This window comes from Ruicaihuangia caeni (assembly GCF_029952955.1).
Classification (GTDB): domain Bacteria; phylum Actinomycetota; class Actinomycetes; order Actinomycetales; family Microbacteriaceae; genus Ruicaihuangia; species Ruicaihuangia caeni.
This window is the reverse complement of the sequence record NZ_JASATX010000004.1, coordinates 39326-55593: the sequence shown is the minus strand read 5'-3', so window position 1 is coordinate 55593 and position 16268 is coordinate 39326. Positions and strand designations below refer to the sequence as shown.

General features: G+C 69.3%; 17 protein-coding genes. 11 read left to right on the top strand and 6 right to left on the bottom strand.

Features of this window, described 5'->3' with window-relative positions:
• Nucleotides 1–48 precede the first annotated feature (48 nt).
• The 11 genes from QF206_RS10075 to QF206_RS10025 all read left to right on the top strand — a co-directional run bounded on the left by QF206_RS10075 (nucleotide 49) and on the right by QF206_RS10025 (nucleotide 10165).
• Nucleotides 49–1494, top strand: a complete 1446-nt coding sequence (locus QF206_RS10075; RefSeq protein WP_281489098.1) for an APC family permease — start codon at nucleotides 49–51, stop codon at nucleotides 1492–1494.
• Nucleotides 1495–1619: 125 nt separating this feature from the next.
• Nucleotides 1620–2384 (top strand): IclR family transcriptional regulator, encoded by a 765-nt coding sequence (locus QF206_RS10070; protein WP_281489097.1) that lies wholly within the window; start codon nucleotides 1620–1622, stop codon nucleotides 2382–2384.
• A 211-nt stretch (nucleotides 2385–2595) separates the two neighbouring features.
• Entirely contained in the window at nucleotides 2596–3369 is a 774-nt protein-coding gene (gene pcaH, locus QF206_RS10065; protein ID WP_281489096.1) for a protocatechuate 3,4-dioxygenase subunit beta, read from the top strand.
• On the top strand, nucleotides 3366–3953 hold the full coding sequence (gene pcaG, locus QF206_RS10060) for a protocatechuate 3,4-dioxygenase subunit alpha (protein ID WP_281489095.1): 588 nt from the start codon (nucleotides 3366–3368) through the stop codon (nucleotides 3951–3953). Before pcaH ends, pcaG begins: the two co-directional genes overlap by 4 nt.
• A gap of 18 nt (nucleotides 3954–3971) precedes the next feature.
• Nucleotides 3972–5312 (top strand): lyase family protein, encoded by a 1341-nt coding sequence (locus QF206_RS10055; protein WP_281489268.1) that lies wholly within the window; start codon nucleotides 3972–3974, stop codon nucleotides 5310–5312.
• Nucleotides 5309–6094 (top strand): alpha/beta fold hydrolase, encoded by a 786-nt coding sequence (locus QF206_RS10050; protein ID WP_281489094.1) that lies wholly within the window; start codon nucleotides 5309–5311, stop codon nucleotides 6092–6094. Before QF206_RS10055 ends, QF206_RS10050 begins: the two co-directional genes overlap by 4 nt.
• Complete coding sequence (pcaC, locus tag QF206_RS10045) at nucleotides 6091–6543, top strand: 4-carboxymuconolactone decarboxylase (RefSeq protein ID WP_422785382.1); 453 nt, start codon at nucleotides 6091–6093, stop codon at nucleotides 6541–6543. The genes QF206_RS10050 and pcaC overlap by 4 nt, the downstream gene beginning before the upstream one ends.
• Nucleotides 6544–6742: 199 nt before the next feature.
• Nucleotides 6743–7462 (top strand): 3-oxoacid CoA-transferase subunit A, encoded by a 720-nt coding sequence (locus QF206_RS10040; protein WP_281489093.1) that lies wholly within the window; start codon nucleotides 6743–6745, stop codon nucleotides 7460–7462.
• Nucleotides 7459–8091, top strand: a complete 633-nt coding sequence (locus QF206_RS10035) for a 3-oxoacid CoA-transferase subunit B (protein ID WP_281489092.1) — start codon at nucleotides 7459–7461, stop codon at nucleotides 8089–8091. The genes QF206_RS10040 and QF206_RS10035 overlap by 4 nt, the downstream gene beginning before the upstream one ends.
• 2 nt (nucleotides 8092–8093) lie before the next feature.
• Entirely contained in the window at nucleotides 8094–9266 is a 1173-nt protein-coding gene (locus QF206_RS10030) for a thiolase family protein (RefSeq protein WP_281489091.1), read from the top strand.
• 20 nt (nucleotides 9267–9286) lie between these two features.
• Nucleotides 9287–10165: an IclR family transcriptional regulator domain-containing protein gene (locus tag QF206_RS10025; RefSeq protein ID WP_281489090.1), complete on the top strand. Its 879-nt coding sequence runs from the start codon at nucleotides 9287–9289 to the stop codon at nucleotides 10163–10165.
• Nucleotides 10166–10363: 198 nt separating this feature from the next.
• Here QF206_RS10025 and QF206_RS10020 read toward each other — a convergent pair whose 3' ends face one another.
• From QF206_RS10020 to QF206_RS09995, 6 genes are read right to left on the bottom strand one after another with little or no spacing between them, the layout of a single operon-like run.
• Nucleotides 10364–10945, bottom strand: coding sequence for an isochorismatase family protein (locus tag QF206_RS10020; protein ID WP_281489089.1), 582 nt, complete (start codon nucleotides 10943–10945; stop codon nucleotides 10364–10366).
• Between the two features lie 29 nt (nucleotides 10946–10974).
• Complete coding sequence (gene dacB / locus QF206_RS10015) at nucleotides 10975–12855, bottom strand: D-alanyl-D-alanine carboxypeptidase/D-alanyl-D-alanine endopeptidase (protein ID WP_281489088.1); 1881 nt, start codon at nucleotides 12853–12855, stop codon at nucleotides 10975–10977.
• A 60-nt stretch (nucleotides 12856–12915) separates the two neighbouring features.
• Nucleotides 12916–13761 (bottom strand): EamA family transporter, encoded by an 846-nt coding sequence (locus QF206_RS10010; protein WP_281489087.1) that lies wholly within the window; start codon nucleotides 13759–13761, stop codon nucleotides 12916–12918.
• Nucleotides 13758–14642 (bottom strand): energy-coupling factor ABC transporter ATP-binding protein, encoded by an 885-nt coding sequence (locus tag QF206_RS10005; protein ID WP_281489086.1) that lies wholly within the window; start codon nucleotides 14640–14642, stop codon nucleotides 13758–13760. The genes QF206_RS10010 and QF206_RS10005 overlap by 4 nt, the downstream gene beginning before the upstream one ends.
• Nucleotides 14639–15490, bottom strand: a complete 852-nt coding sequence (locus tag QF206_RS10000; RefSeq protein ID WP_281489085.1) for an energy-coupling factor ABC transporter ATP-binding protein — start codon at nucleotides 15488–15490, stop codon at nucleotides 14639–14641. Before QF206_RS10000 ends, QF206_RS10005 begins: the two co-directional genes overlap by 4 nt.
• On the bottom strand, nucleotides 15487–16266 hold the full coding sequence (locus tag QF206_RS09995; RefSeq protein ID WP_281489084.1) for an energy-coupling factor transporter transmembrane component T family protein: 780 nt from the start codon (nucleotides 16264–16266) through the stop codon (nucleotides 15487–15489). The genes QF206_RS10000 and QF206_RS09995 overlap by 4 nt, the downstream gene beginning before the upstream one ends.
• Nucleotides 16267–16268 lie beyond the last annotated feature (2 nt).

The following is a 16268-nucleotide window of genomic DNA, read 5'->3' as shown; positions in this document are numbered from 1 at the left end:
CACCACATCAACACCTTCGATCACCACTCATAGGAGAGTCGACACACCATGACAACCACGACCAACGCGCCGTCCTCCGGTGCCCAGAAACCCGTCGACGCGGGCCTTCGTCGCGGAGTGATGAGCGGGCCCGAGCTCGCAGCACAGGCGATCGCCAACATCGCTCCCAGCGCCGTCGTCGCCTTCACCGCCGCCGCGATCTTCCTCGGCGCGGGCAACGGAACGATGCTCTCGTTCATCCTCGCGACGCTCGTCATCCTGTCGGTCGGCTACTGCGTGGCAGTGTTCGCCCGCCGCAACGCGTCGGCCGGATCGCTCTACACGTACGTGTCGAAGGGCCTCGGCCCGCTCGCCGCGTATCTCGCCGGCGTCGCCCTGCTGATCGGATGCTGGGGCATCGCGGCCGGGTCGCTCGGCGGTGCGGTGTCATACATGAACCAGTTCCTCCTGCTGCTCGGCGTTCCGGCCGAGGGGGTCGGCTGGCAGATCGCGCTCGCGATCGTGCTCGGCGGGCTCGCGACGCTGTTCACCATCCGCGGCATCCGCCTCTCGGCGCGCGTCTCGCTGGTGCTCGAACTGGTGTCGATCGCGATCATCCTGATCCTGCTCGTGCTCGCGCTCGTGTGGGCCGGCCCGAACGCCTGGGACCCGTCGCAGTTCAGCTTCCAGGACGCGCCTTTCCAAGGTGTGGCCGCCGGTATGGTGCTCGGCATCCTCGGCTTCGTCGGCTTCTCGTCGGCTGATGCGCTCGGCCGCGAGGCGAAGAACCCCTACACCGCGATTCCCCGCGCCATCATGTGGAGCGCCGTGGCCGTGGGCGTCATCTATGTCTTCGCCGCCTACACCCAGATCGCCGTGCTCGGCGACGACCTGGCGACCAGCGCGAGCCCGCTCGAAGACATCGCGACCCTGATCGGCATGCCGGCGTGGTTCGCCCCGATCCTCACCTTCGGTGTGGGCGCCTCGTTCTTCGCCGTCGTGGTGGCTCCGCTGAACGTCGTGGGTCGCATCATCTACGTGATGGGCAAGGAGGGCGTGGTCGCCGAGCGGTTCGGTCGCACGCACGAATCGCACCTGACACCTCACCGAGTGCTGCTCGTGGCAGGCCCTGCGGCGATCCTGCTCGACATCATCATGCTGTCGATGAACGTGCACCCGATGGACATCGTGGTGTGGGTCGACACCTACGGCACGTACGGCTACATGGTGGCCTACGCGCTCGTGGCGATCGCCTGCGTCGTCTACACGCGTCGCGAGAAGATGCGCAACGGCCTGGTGTGGCTCTGCGCCACCGTTGCGGTGGTCGCCATGGCCTACGTGTTCTTCGCGAACGTGTGGCCCGTGCCGGCATGGCCGCTCAACGTGATCCCCTACCTGTTCCTCGCGACCATGATCGCGGCGCTCGGCTGGTACCTCCACCTGGCGAAGAACCGCCCCGAGGTCATCAAGAACATCGGCAACACCGAGACCGACGCGCTCGAGGGCGTGGGCTGACACCCTCGTAGCTCACGCGCACCAGGGGCCCGGCATCCGCAGTAGCGATGCCGGGCCCCTTGCAACCGCCGCGAACCGGTGCGGGCTGAGAGCCCCCTCAAGGTCGAGCGGTTACCGTGAACGGCATGGCTGGGGGCACGAGCACACCGGGTGAGTCGGTACTGAGCCGCTCGATGCGCTTGCTCTCCGCTTTCGACGCCGACGACCCATATTTGACGCTGGCCGAACTCTCCGCGCGAGGAGGGCTGCCGCTCTCGACGACTCACCGCCTCGCTCGCGAGTTGACGAACCTCGGGCTGCTCGATCACGGCCGAGATGGCCGTTACCGCATCGGCGTGAGGCTGTGGGAGATCGGCGGCCTTGCTCCGATCAGCCTCGAGCTGCGCGAGCAGGCGATGCCGCTGCTCATGCGCCTCTACGACGCGACCGGCGAGAACGCGCATCTGGCCGTGCTCGACGGCCACGAAGCGCTGTATTTGATCCGCATCATGGGCCCGCACGCCGTACCGACCCTGAGCCGCATGGGCGGGCGGCACCCGCTGCACACCACCGGGGTTGGCAAGGCGCTCCTGATGACGCGCGACGAGCACTGGCTCGACCGCTTCCTGGCCCAGCCGCTCGAGCGCGACACAACCCACTCGATCACGGACCCGGCCGAGCTGCGTGCCGAACTGAACCGCGCGCGGGTACGCGGCTACGCCACGACGCGCGAGGAGATGACGCTGGGCAACGTCTCGATCGCGGCACCACTGCCGGCGGTGCCGGGGCTGCCTCCCGCAGCCATCGGAGTCGTCACCCACCTCGATCGCGCCGACGAGAACCGGCTGGCCCCGCTCGTGATCAAGGCCGCGACCGCGGTCTCTGAAGTCTTCGCCTCTGCGCGCTCCTGATTCGGAGCTCGCGCCGCGCCTGCCGCGCCGTGTCGCTCGTGTCGCGCGCGACACTACGCAATTCACCAGCCGGAGCCACCCCCAGTGGTGATTCCCGTAGTCCGGCGAAGCGCTGGGCCAGCCACACTTCCACCCAGTGAGAACTGACGCTGTCGCTCGGCGCTCCCTCTGTCACGCTGACTCTCGTCCCACCGACAGACCAGGAGACACCATGACCCTCGCCAGCCAGGCTGAGATCTCCAAGGAGATCGAAGCCGCGCAAGCCGAGTATCAGGCAGGGCTCGCGGCCGGGCAGCCGGAGCAGACGCAGCCCCGCCTCGACTACGCGCCGTACCGCTCGAGTGTGCTTCGGCACCCCACCAAGAACCCCAAGCTCGTCGACCCCGAGACCATCGAGCTGTGGTCGCCCGCCTACGGCGAGCGCGACGTGTCGCCGCTCGAGGCCGACCTGACCATCCAGCACTCCGGCGAACCACAGGGCGAGCGCATGGTCGTCACCGGCCGGGTGCTCGACGGCGATGGCCGGCCCGTGCGCAACCAACTCGTCGAGATCTGGCAGGCGAACGCCGGTGGTCGCTACATCCATCAGCGCGACCAGCATCCGGCGCCCCTCGACCCGAACTTCACGGGAGCGGGCCGTTGCATCACCAATGACAACGGCGAGTACCGGTTCACCACCATCAAGCCGGGCGCCTACCCGTGGCGCAACCACATCAACGCGTGGCGGCCGGCGCACATCCACTTCTCGCTGTTCGGCAATGCGTTCACCCAGCGCATTGTCACGCAGATGTACTTCCCCGGCGACCCGCTGTTCCCGCTCGACCCGATCTACCAGTCGATCGCGGATCAGAAGGCACGCGACCGCCTGGTGGCCACCTACGACCACGATCTGACGACGCCGGAATGGTCGCTCGGATATCGTTGGGACATCGTCTTGACAGGGCCGCAACGTACCTGGACCGAGCCAGAAGGAGACGAACTGTGAGCAAGCTCGTCGGCACGCCGGGTCAGACCGTCGGACCGTTCTTCCACTACGGCATGCCCTTCCTGGGCGGCCCCCAGATCGCCGAGCCGCACTCCCCTGGGGCCATCGTGCTCACCGGCCGGGTGCTCGACGGCGAGGGGCAGCCGATTCCCGACGCGATGGTCGAGATCTGGCAGCGGGATGCCGATGGCAGCATCCCCCGCGCGCGCAGCGTGCTCCGCCGCGAGAACCAGATGTTCTCGAACCCGGTGCACCGCGAGAGCCACGGGTTCACCGGCTTCGGGCGCGCTGCGACCGACGACCACGGCGTGTACCGGTTCTGGACGGTCAACCCGGGCGCCGGCGACGACGGCAGTGCGCCGTTCTTCGCGGCCATCGTCTTCGCGCGCGGACTGCTGAACAAGCTGCACACTCGCATCTACCTGCCCGAGAACGCAGACGCCCTTGGCGCCGACCCGTTGCTCTCGGTCCTGACGGATGACGAGCGCGCCACCATGGTGGCGACCCGCGACGAACGCGGCTGGCTGCACCACGACATCAGGCTGCAGGGCGACGGCGAGACGGTCTTCCTTGCGTTCAACTGAGTGCGCCGCCCGTTGACGATGCATCCGATCGACGACGCTGACTACGGCCTGCTCGCCCCGGTGTGGGCGGGCACGGCCGTAGTCGGCGTGACGAGCGATAGGTCAGTGCTCGCGGCGATGATCGAGGTCGAGGTCGCGCTCGCGCACGTGCAGGCCCCGGTCGAGATCGCCGAGCGCATCGAGACGGCACTGCGCGACTCCCAGATCGACGTCGCCGAACTCGCTGTCGCAGCGCGGGGCGGCGGCAATCCGGTGATTCCGCTGCTGAAGCTGCTCCGCCCGCTCCTCGACGACGACGCCGCTCGCTGGCTGCACCGCGGGGCGACCAGCCAAGACGTGCTCGACACGGCACTCATGCTCATCGCCGGCGGCGCTCTTCGCATCGTGCTGCAAGAGACGGATGCGGCGATCGCCGCGCTCGCGCGACTCGTCGATCAGCACCGGCGCACCGTGATGGCAGCACGCACGCTCACCCAGCACGCGACGCCGACCACGTTCGGTCTGAAAGCCGCGATCTGGCTCGAGGGCCTCGTCATCAGCCGCGATCGACTTCGCGAAGTCGCTGCAGCACTGCCCGCACAGCTCGGCGGCGCTTCCGGCACCCTGGCTTCGTTCACCGAGCTGGCGCAGCAGACTCAGGGCGCACCCGAGCCGGTTGACGTGGTGACGGCATTCGCCGAGCGTCTCGAGCTCGCGGCGCCGCGCCTGCCCTGGCATGTGATGCGGCATCCCGTCACCTCGCTCGGCGATGCGCTGGTCTCGCTCTGCGACGCCTTCGGCACCATCGCCACCAACGTCGCGACCCTCGGCCGCACCGAGATCGGTGAGCTCGCCGAAGGCAGCGGCGGCGGATCGTCCGCCATGCCCCACAAGCGGAATCCGGTGCTCAGCACGCTGATCCGCTCGGCCGCACTGCGTGCGCCGGGCCTCGCCGCCGAGCTGCATCGCGCCGCCGTCACGGTGGACGAGCGGCCCGACGGCGCCTGGCACAGCGAATGGCAAGCCCTTCGCGAACTGCTCCGACTCGCCGGCGGCACCGCCGAGAGCGGCCGAGCGCTGCTGGAGCACCTGCAGGTTCACCCCGAGCGCATGCGAGCCAACCTCGACGCGACGGCCGGCCTCATCGTGAGCGAGCGCGTCATGCTCCGCCTCGCCCCTCGCATCGGCGCCAAGCGCGTGCAGCACCTCATCGATGAGGCGGCGACCACGGGCACGCCGCTTCGAGAAGCACTGACCGCCGCGCTCCCCGATCTCGACGCCTCCGAGCTCGAGGAGCTGACGGATGCCGCGCGCTACACGGGCGCGGCAGACGACTTGATCGAGCGCTCGCTCACCCGGGCGCTGAAGGGAGCTGAATGACCACCCCGACCATCACCGGCGTCAGCCTGCGTGGCAGCAAGGGCCGCTACGACGAACCGCTGCTGCTCGGACCGAGCCTCGGCACTGCCGCAGCCACGGTCTGGGGGCCTGCCGCGCCCGCCCTCGACTCGCGATACCGGCTGCTCGGCTGGGACCTGCCCGGCCACGGCGAATCCGCGCCCACGACCCAGCCATTCTCGGTCGCGGAACTCGCCCAGGGAGTGATCGCGATGGCCGATGCTGCAGGAATCGACCACTTCCTCTACGCGGGCATCTCGCTCGGTGGCGCCGTCGGGCTGCAACTCGCACTCGACTTCCCTGAGCGCGTGAAGGGCCTGGCGGTCGTGTGCGCGTCGCCGAGGTTCGGCGTCGAAGAGGCGTGGCGCGAGCGGGCGCGTCAAGTCAGGGCGAGCGGAACCTCCAGCCTCGTTGTGGGGTCGGCGCAGCGCTGGTTCGCCCCAGACACCGTCGCCCAGCAGCCCGAGATCACGAGCGCTCTGCTGCACGGTCTGGCTTCGGCGGACGATGAGAGCTACGCGCTGTGCTGCGAGGCGCTCGCGGTGTGGGACGTTCGCGACCGGCTCGGCGAGATCAGCGCACCCACCATCGCGATCGCGGGAGTCCACGACCAGGTGAGCCCGCCGAGCGATGCCGAGGAGATGGCCGGCGCGGTGGCCCGAGGAGAGGCGCACAGCATCCCCGACGCGTCGCACCTTGCCCCGGCCGAGCGCCCCGCCGAGGTGGCGCAGCGACTCGACACGTTCTTCGGAGGCATCCAGTGACCGACGCCGTGAACGCGCGCCCGAGTGGCGACGCGACCAACCCGAACGCCCACCTGCACACGCTGAGCGACCAAGAGCGCTACGAACAGGGCATGAAGGTGCGGCGCGAGGTGCTCGGCGATGCCCATGTCGACCGGGCGACCGACGCGATCACCGACATCACGCGGGACTTCCAGAGCTTCATCACGCGCACCGCGTGGGGAGAGGTCTGGTCGCGCCCGGGGCTGGACCGCCGGATGCGAAGCGCCTGCACTCTGACAGCGCTGATCGCCAACTCGCACCTCGAAGAGCTCGCCATGCACGTGCGCTCTGCGATCACGAACGGGCTCACCCGCGATGAGCTCGTCGAGATCTTCTTGCAGTCGGCGATCTACTGCAGCATCCCGAACGCCAACAACGCCTTCAAGGTGCTGCAGACGACGCTCGCCGAACTCGACGCGCAGGCGTAGCACTCCGCAGCCACCCCGACGAAAAGGGGCGGCGCCGCCGTGAGGGTGGCGCCGCCGCTTTTTCGCGTCGTGGAACTCCCCCTCACTGCTCTCAAGTCGATTTGGTAGTATCGCTATGTGAACGCATGTTCGCTATGCGAACACTGCCAACACTCTTCGGCGCGACACGGCGCCGACCCTGACCATGAAGGACGTACGGATGCTGTCGAAGATCAGTCCATCCGTCAGCGACGCGCTTGCCGGCATCGCTGACGGCGCCACCATCATGATCGGCGGGTTCGGGCTCGCCGGGCAGCCGGTCGAGCTCATCGACGCGCTGCTCGAGCAGGGCGCGACCGACCTCACCGTCGTGAGCAACAACGCCGGCAACGGCGACCACGGCCTCGCGGCGCTGCTCGCGGCCGGTCGCGTGCGCAAGGTGATCTGCTCCTTCCCGCGCCAGAGCGACTCGCATGTCTTCGATGGGCTGTACCGCGCCGGCAAGATCGAGCTCGAACTCGTGCCGCAGGGCAACCTCGCCGAGCGCATCCGCGCCGCGGGCGCCGGCATCGGAGGGTTCTTCACACCCACCGGCTTCGGCACGACGCTCGCAGAGGGCAAGGAGACCCGCACGATCGACGGGCGCGACTACGTGCTCGAGCACCCGATCCACGCCGACTACGCCCTCATCAGCGCGTACCGGGCAGACCAGCTCGGCAACCTCACCTACCGCAAGACCAGCCGCAACTTCGGTCCGGTGATGGCCTCTGCCGCCCGAGTCACGGTGGCGCAGGTCGACCGCATCGTGCCGGTCGGCAGCCTCGACCCCGAGAGCATCATCACGCCTGGGATCTTCGTGACCCATGTGGTCGAGACCGGCGATCGCCCGTGGATCGCCAGCGGCCAGTTCGAGACTGAAGCCGAGGAGGCAGAAGCATGACCAGACTCTCCCGCCCCGACCTCGCGAAGCGCATCGCCGCCGACATCCCGGTGGGCGCGTACGTGAACCTGGGAATCGGCGCCCCCACGCTGGTGGCCGACTACCTGCCCGAAGACCGCAACATCACGCTCCACACGGAGAACGGCATGCTGGGCATGGGCCCCGCCGCCGAGGGCGACCAGATCGACCCCGATCTGATCAACGCGGGCAAGATCCCCGTCACCGAGCTCCCGGGCGCCGCGTACTTCCACCACGCCGACTCCTTCGGCATGATGCGCGGCGGGCACCTCGATGTGTGCGTGCTCGGTGCGTTCCAGGTCTCGGTGAAGGGCGACCTCGCCAACTGGAACACCGGCGCCCCCGACGCCATCCCGGCGGTCGGCGGCGCGATGGACCTCGCCATCGGCGCGAAGAGCGTGTGGGTGATGATGGATCTGCTGACCAAGCAGGGCGAGTCCAAGCTAGTCGAGCAGTGCAGCTACCCGCTCACCGGTGTGGGCTGCGTCTCGCGGGTCTACACCGACCTCGCGGTGTTCGAGGTGGGCGCGGAGGGCGCCACCGTCCTGGAATCGTTCGGCGAGAGCATGGACGAGCTCCGCCGACTCACCGGCATCGACCTGAAGGGCTGATCATGACCGCAAGCTATGTCTACGACGCGGTGCGCACGCCGTTCGGGCGCATCGGCAAGTCGCTCGCCGGCGTGCGCCCCGATGACCTCGCGGCGCACACTCTCGAGGCGCTCGTCGCTCGGCATCCCGAGCTCGATCTCGAGCGCATCGACGAGGTGATCCTCGGCGATGCCAACCAGGCAGGTGAGGACAACCGCAACGTGGCGCGCATGGCGTCGATCCTCGCAGGCTTCCCGACCAGCGTTCCTGGCGTCACCGTGAACCGCTTGTGCGGGTCGAGCATCGAGTCGGTCATGCAGGCGAGCCGGGCTATCGAGACCGGCGACGCGAACATCGTGGTCGCGGGCGGTGTCGAGTCGATGAGCCGAGCCCCTTGGGTGATGCTCAAGCCGAACCGGCCCTACCCCGCGGGCAACGAGACGATGCACTCGACCACGCTCGGCTGGCGAATGGTGAACCCCCGGATGCCGAAGGACTGGACGGTATCGCTGGGTGAGAGCACCGAGATCCTCGCCGAGCGGTACAGCATCTCGCGCGAAGCGCAGGACGCCTTCGCGGTGCGCAGTCACCAGCTGGCGGCATCCGCATGGGATGCCGGCGTCTACGACGACGAGGTCGTGCTGGTGCCGGGCACCGACCTCACTCGGGATGAGGGCATCCGCGCCGACACGACGCTCGAGGTGCTCGCCGGCTTGAAGCCAGCCTTCCGCAAGGAGAACGGCACGGTCACCGCCGGCAACGCCTCGACGCTCAATGACGGCGCCTCCGCGCTCATCATCGGCGCCGAGGGCGCGATCGAAGCGGAGCCCCTCGCACGGATCACAGGCCGCGGCGCGTCGGGCGTAGACCCCAACGTGTTCGGCATCGGTCCGGTCGAGGCCGCGAACCGGGCGCTGGCGCGTGCCGGAAAGACCTGGGACGACGTCGACGTGGTCGAGCTCAACGAGGCATTCGCGGCGCAGAGCCTCGCCTGCCTGCAGCTCTGGCCCGATCTCGACCCCGAGAAGGTCAACATCCACGGTGGCGCCATCGCCATGGGGCACCCGCTGGGCGCCTCCGGCGGTCGCATCATCGGTCACGTCGCGCACGAGCTGAAGCGCCGCGGCGGTGGCGTGGGCGTCGCCGCGCTGTGCATCGGCGTCGGGCAGGGCCTCGCCGTCGTGCTGGAACGCTGAGCCGACGCGAAGCGCAGACCATGGTCGAGAGCACTCGCGGGGGGTCGCCGGTCACCGGCGGCCCCCTCGGTTCGCCGGAACCGCCGCCGGCCGCCGCGCATTCCGCGGCCGGCACGGAGCCCGCGCCAACCGCGACAGGCCAGTCGAGCGGCGAGTTCGTGCAGTCGCTCGCACGCGGGCTCGCGGTGATACGAGCGTTCGACGCCGAGCACCCCCGACGGTCGCTCTCCGACATCGCGCGCGCCACTGGGCTGACGAGGGCCACCGCGCGCCGGTTCCTGCTCACCCTTGAAGAACTCGGCTATGTGCGCAGCGACGGCCGCGACTACTCGCTCACCCCCCGGGTGCTCGAACTCGGCTTCAGCTACCTGTCGTCGCTGACCCTTCCAGAGGTCGCGCAGCCGCACCTCGAGCGGTTGTCGCGCACGCTCGACGAATCGACCTCGGCCAGTGTGCTCGACGGCAGCGAGATCGTGTACATCGCCCGCGTGCCCACCCGGCGCATCATGTCGGTCTCGATCACCATCGGCACGCGCTTCCCCGCATTCACCACCTCGATGGGCCGCGTGCTGCTCGCGGGCCTCGCCCCGTCCGAGCTCGACCGGATGCTGGCGCTCTGGCAGCCGAGCGGATTCACGGCCGCGACCATCACCGAGCCGGCCGCCCTCCGCTCTGAGATCGCCCGAGTTCGCGAGCAGGGCTGGGCGATGGTCGACCAGGAGCTCGACTTCGGGCTGCGCTCCTTCGCAGCCCCGATCCACCAAGACGGCAGAGTCGTGGCCGCGATCAACGTGTCGACCGCAGCGGGGCGCCGTTCAGCCGAAGAGTCGCTTCGCGACATCGTGCCCCCGTTGCTCGAGGCTGCGCGTTCGATCGAGGCCGATCTAGCCCATTATTGACGTATCGGCGCCCGAGACGGGCGCCGCGCTGGCGTCGCGGCGAAGGCCAGAAACGGCCTTCGCTCCAAGCTCCAGCGCGCGCGTTCGATCGAGGCCGACCTAGCCCATTACTGAAGTAGCGGCGTTCGATCGAACGCCGAGCCAGCCCACGACTAGCCCTCAGCGCGACTAGCCCTCAGCGCGACTAGCCCTCAGCGACTAGCCTTCAGCGCGCGCGTCGTACGCGACTTGACCGCCCGCCGAGCGCACCTCCGCGAGAGCCTCGGCGCTCGCCTCCTCGTCGACACCGGCCGTGTACCGCTCGAGCACGCGTACCTTTCGGCCCGCCGCCAGCGCGTCGAGAGCGGAAGCGCGCACGCAGTGATCGGTGGCGATGCCGACCACGTCGATCTCGGTGACGCGGTGCTCATCGAGCGCCTCGCGAAGCGAAGCCCCGGCATCCGTTCTGCCCTGGAAGATCGAGTAGTCCGGCTTTCCCTGGCCCTTGCGGATGTGCACATCGATGGCTTCCACATCGAGCGCGGGGTGGTACTCGGCCCCCGGCGTTCCCGCGACGCAGTGCGGCGGCCAGGTGTCGACATAGTCAGGGGTCTCCGAGAAGTGACCGCCGTTGTCGTTGTCGGCGTCGTGCCAATCGCGGGAAGCGAAGACCACGTCGTAGTCGGATGCTGCGAGCAGTTCGGTGATGCGGCGTGCCACCTCTGCGCCACCGGTCACGCCAAGGGCGCCACCCTCGGTGAAGTCGTTCTGCACGTCGATGATGAACAGCGCTTTGGTCATGACAGCAGGCTAGTCGCGCGGCGCTGGAGCTACTGGTTGCTCAGATTCGCGCCGCAGCGGTAGACGGCGGTGGCCAGGGTATCGAGTGCGGTGGTGGTCACCACGTCGTCGTCGCCGACCGCATAGAACGCGAATGCGAGCTGCGTGCCGTCGGCCGCGTTCACCACGCCGGCGAGCGAGCGGCCGGTCCAGATCCAGCCGGTCTTCGCGGCGATCGCCCCGCGCGCCACGGCGTTGTCGCCGGTGTAGCGGGAGGCGAGCGACCCTGTCTTCCCGGCGACCGGGAGCCCGTCGTAGAGCACACGCAGGTTCCGCTCGCCGTGCAGCGCCTTCGCGAGCAGTTGCGACACATAGACGGGCGTGGCGCGGTTGTGCTCGCTGAGCCCGGAGCCGTCGCGGACGGTCATGCCGGTGGTGGGGATGCCGTAGTTCGACAGCGCACGCGAGTACGTCTCCTGCAGCGACCCGAACGTTCCGGCGAGCCCGAGGCGCTTGGAGGTGACGCGCGCCAGCATCTCGGCGATGGTGTTGTCGCTCACGAGCAGCATCTGGCGAACGAGGGTCGCGACCGGCTGCGACTGCACCTCTGCCAGCACCGCGGCATTGGCCGGCGCGGCACCGAGCTTCACCGAGTCGACTCTGACGCCCTCGGCCTGGAGTGCGCTCGTGAACCACTCCCCCGCCCGGGCGACGGGGTCGTCGCTGCGCCGGCTGGTGCCGCGAGTCGGGTCGTCTCGGTCGCCGTCCACCTGCAGGGCGGTGACCTCAGACATGTAGCCCTGCGTCTGCTCCGAGCGGTCCCAACTCGACTCCCAGCTGTCGTTCGGATCCCACAGCGTCGAGTCGAGCACGAGCGTGACCTCGTCGACCTCGTCCGTCAGCTTCGCGCGCACCTGCGCGGCCAGGTCGCCGAGCTTCGGAGCGCCAGGGTAGAAGCTCTCCGAGCCGGAGCCGAGACGGCTGAGCGTCGCGTCTCCACCGCCGACGAGCACGATCGTGTCGGGGTCATCCCCTTGCACCACCCGGGTGGTGAGCCGGTGGTCGGGTCCGAGCACGTCGAGCGCCGCGGCGGCGGTGAGCACTTTGAGCACGCTCGCGGGTCGCTCCGGGGCGGCAGCGTTCCGGTCGAAGAGCACTTCGCCGGTATTGGCATCGAGCACCGAGGCGTAGAGTGCCCCGAGCGCGGCGGTCTGCGTCTGCGGAGTGATCGAGCACGTGCGCAATGCGCTCGGCGTGGTCAGCGGGTCGGGCAGCGGGCGGGGCGGCTCCTCGGTCTCGGTCGGCACGACGACGGGCGGGGGCTCGGGCGCGGCCTGGGTCGAACCCGATGCACCGACCGCGACGCCGGCGACCACTGAGCCCGCTCCCAGCAGCGCGAATGCCGTGGCGAGCGCTGCGGCGAGCCAGGCGCGCGGATGCCGACGGAACAGACCGCTGAGCCCGCCCCCCGGCGCGGTCGCCGGAGCGAGCTGATCGCCCGCGGCTGCTGCGGCCGCGTAGCCGGCCGCCGATTCGCTCGCCAGCCCGGTGGGCGCACCGATGAGCACCGTCGGCACGTCGTCGTGGGCAGACCCTGGGGCGCGGCGCTCGTCGCCGCCGGGCGCGACTTCGGATGCGGCCGGCTCGCGGCCGGCGCCACCGTCGAAGTCGGGCAGTTCGCTCCGGTCGATCGCAGCGGTCGGCTCGTCGACGACGGAGTAGGCAGCGGTCGGCTCGTCGACGACGGAGTAGGCCGCTGTGGGCTCGTCGTGGACCCCGCTGCCCTGGTCGCCGGCATCCGCCCCTTCTTCCGGCACCATCGGCATGGCTTCGGTCGCCGGCTCTGCGGCGCGGGCGCGGTCGTCGTGCTCCTGGGCCCGCTCGGCGTCGCGACGCTCGCGGCGGCTCAGCGGGGGCTGCTCGTCGGTCACCCGTCCATGGTAGGCGTGCGCTCGTGGCCGCCGTTCACCACGGCGACGTCGGCGCCGCCGTCAACTGGTTGCAGCGATCGTCGCGACACCGGCCAGTACGAACACCACGCCGGCGATCTGCACCGGTTTCAGGCGCTCACGGTGGAACCACCAGCCGAGCAGCGCCGTCACCGCAGGGAACAGCGACGCGCACACAGCCACCACAGTGAGCAGGCCCGCCTGGCTGGCGACTGCGAATGAGAGGTTGGCGGCATACCCGAGCAACCCGATCGCGAGAGCGCCGACCAGCAGCCATCCCCTCGCGCGCGGACGGTGCCGCAGCACGGCGAGCGCGACCGAGTAGACGATGAGTGCGACTCCGCCGTTGGTGATCAAGGTCACCGGCACGTCGTGCGCACTGCCGAGAGCGATGGTGAGGTTCGAGACACCGAACCCGAGCGCCGCGAGCAGCGCGAGCAGCACCGGTTTGACTCCGTGGCCAGCGCCGCGGTTGCGCACCTCTGGTCCACTCGCCAGCACGGTGCCGATCACGGCGACAATGAGGCCGACCACCAGCGGTCCGCCGATCGGGTCGCCGGCAGCGAGCCCGGCTCCGACAGGCACGAGCACCCCGAGGGCGGCGATCGGTGCCACGACCCCCATGGTGCCGATCGCGAGCGCGCGGTAGAGCGACGCGACCGCGACGGCCACCGCGACCCCGCCGATCACGCCCCACATGAGCGCGGGCTGCCACTCGGCGCCGGGCGGCTGCATGACGATTTGGGGCAGCACCGACACCGTCGCGGTGAGTTGCGAGAAGAACAGCACCGTGAGCAGCGGCAGATGACGAGCGAGAGTCCCGCCGAGGAAGTCGGTGACGCCGAGCAGCAGAGAGGCCAGCAGCGCCAGCAGTACGAAACCAGTCACGAGTGCGCACCGCGGCGCGCGAACGCCCCGACGAACTCCTCCGCCGACAACGGCTGATCATCCCAGCCGAGAGCGCGCGCGAGCCGGGTGAGCTGCGGCGGTTCGACGGCCGCCGCGTCCAGCTCGGCATCCCGCACGAACACGTCTCGGGGATGACCGTCGACGAGCACCTGACCGCCGGCCATCACGATGACCCGATCGAAGTGCTCGGCGCAGAACTCCATGTCGTGTGTGATCGCGATGACGGTGCGGCCGGCATCCGTCAGGGCGGCGACGACCTGAGCGATCATGTCGACACCGGCGGCATCCTGCCCCGTGGTCGGCTCATCGAGCACCACGACGGGAGTGCCCATCGCGACCACACCGGCGAGCGCCACTCGTTTGCGCTCACTGAGCGAGAGGTGGTGAGGATGCAGGTCGGCCACGCCGCTCAGACCGACGGCTTCGATCGCCGTCTCGGCGCGCCTGGCGACCTGTGCACTGTCGAGCCCCAGATTGCGCGGCCCGAATTCGACGTCGGCGCGCACCGTGCGCGCGAAGAGCTGTTCGTCCGGGTTCTGGAACACGTAGCCGACGCGCGTCGCGAGCTCGGCGATGGTGTGCTCCGACGTGATCCAATCGCCCACCTGCACCCTGCCCGACGTGGGGCGGAAGATGCCGTTCAACTGACGCACGAGGGTCGTCTTGCCCGCACCGTTCTGGCCGACGATCGCCACGCGCTCTCCCGGCCGGATGCTGAGGCTCACACCCTTCACGGCTTCGACGCCGCTGGGATAGCTGAAGCGCACATCCTCGATGAGCACCTCCATGCCCACGATGACCGGATCAGCCCCCGCGGTGTTCGCGACGGGAGCCACACCCTCGGCATCCGCCCGGCTCATCGCACGCTCCTCTCCCGGTCGAAGACTCGCTCGGCCTGCTCGAACGACACCGGCAGGGGCACTTCGGGGGGCAGCAGGCCGCGTTCGCGCGCCAAGCGCCCGGCGGTCACGTACCTCGTCGTGCCGACGGCCCACTGCGCCAGCCGGTCGTCGGCGAGCACGTCATCGGGCGCTCCCGAGAGCACGATCGACCGGTCAGCGACGACGTGCAGCCGGTCAGCATGCTGCTGCAGCAGTTCGAGCTTGTGCTCGAAGATGACGATCGTGATCCCGGTCTCCCGCAGCGCCGAGAGCACGTCGAACACCATTCGGGTGCCCGCGGGGTCGAGTTGCGCGGTGGGTTCGTCCATCACGATCACCGGAGTGCGCAGCACGATCATCGATGCGATCGCCACGAGTTGCTGCTGGCCGCCAGAGAGCGCGTACGGCGAACGGTCGAGCAGATGCTCGATGCGAAGCAGGGCGGCCACCTCGTCGACACGGCGCTGCATCTCGTCGCGGGGTGTTCCGAAGTTCTCCAGCCCGAAGGCGATCTCCTCGCGCACGGTGTACTTGGCACCGGAGATCTGATTGAACGGGTTCTGGATCACCAGACCCACGACCGAGACGGCGTCGACCAGCGACCCCGTCGACAGGTCGCGACCATCGACTCGCACGGTGCCGCTGAGTTCACCGCCGTCGGCGTGCGGGATGAACCCGGCGATGATCTTGGCCAGCGTGGTCTTTCCAGCACCGGAAGCGCCGACGATGCCGGCGATGGAGCCGCGTTCGACCTCGAGGTCGACGTGCTCGAGGGTGAGAGCCTCGGCATCCGGATAGGCGTACGAGACGTCGGTCAGTGAGATCACAGCACTCCGAACACGATGGGGACGACGATCGCGGCGACGGCGAGCACGAGCATGAGCCAGCGCGAGACGCGTTGCGCGGTGGAGTCGGGCACCGGTATCAGCGCCGTTCGCCGCGCAGCCGACCCGAATCCGCGGGCCTCCATGGCCGTCGACCGCTCCTCGACGTCGGTGAACATGCCCAGCACGAGCGGGCCGAGCAGGGGCATCATCACTTTGACCCGCGCGAGCGGGCTGCCCTTGACCGCGAGTCCGCGCGCCTGCTGCGCGAGGAGGATGCCGTCGGCGCGGTCGCGGAACGCGGGGATCAGTTGCAGCGTCGAACTGATGATGTAGCTGAACTTCGGCGACATTCCCCGCTCGGTCAACGCGCCCATCAGATCGCCCGGGTGCGTCGTGAGCACGAACAGCACGGACGTCAGCACGAGGCACACGATGCGCGACCCGATTCCGAGGGCGAAGAGCAGACCCTCGGTCGTGAGCGCGAGCACTCCCCACTCGGCGAGCACCGTCTTGCCGCCGGGAAAGGTCAGCCCCTGCACGAGCACCAGCACCACGATGATCGGCAGGAGCAGCTTGAGACTCAGGCTGAGCAGCCTGCCGCCGCAGTGCGCGACCACGGCGGCAGGCACGACGACGCCGACCACGATGAGCCCGGCCACCCACCACAGCGGCACCGCGAACACGATCACGACGATCGTGAGCATCGCCACGAGCTTGGTGACGGGGTTGAGGCGATGCACCGGCGAGCGCCGGTCGAGGTACAAGGTCGACGTCATGT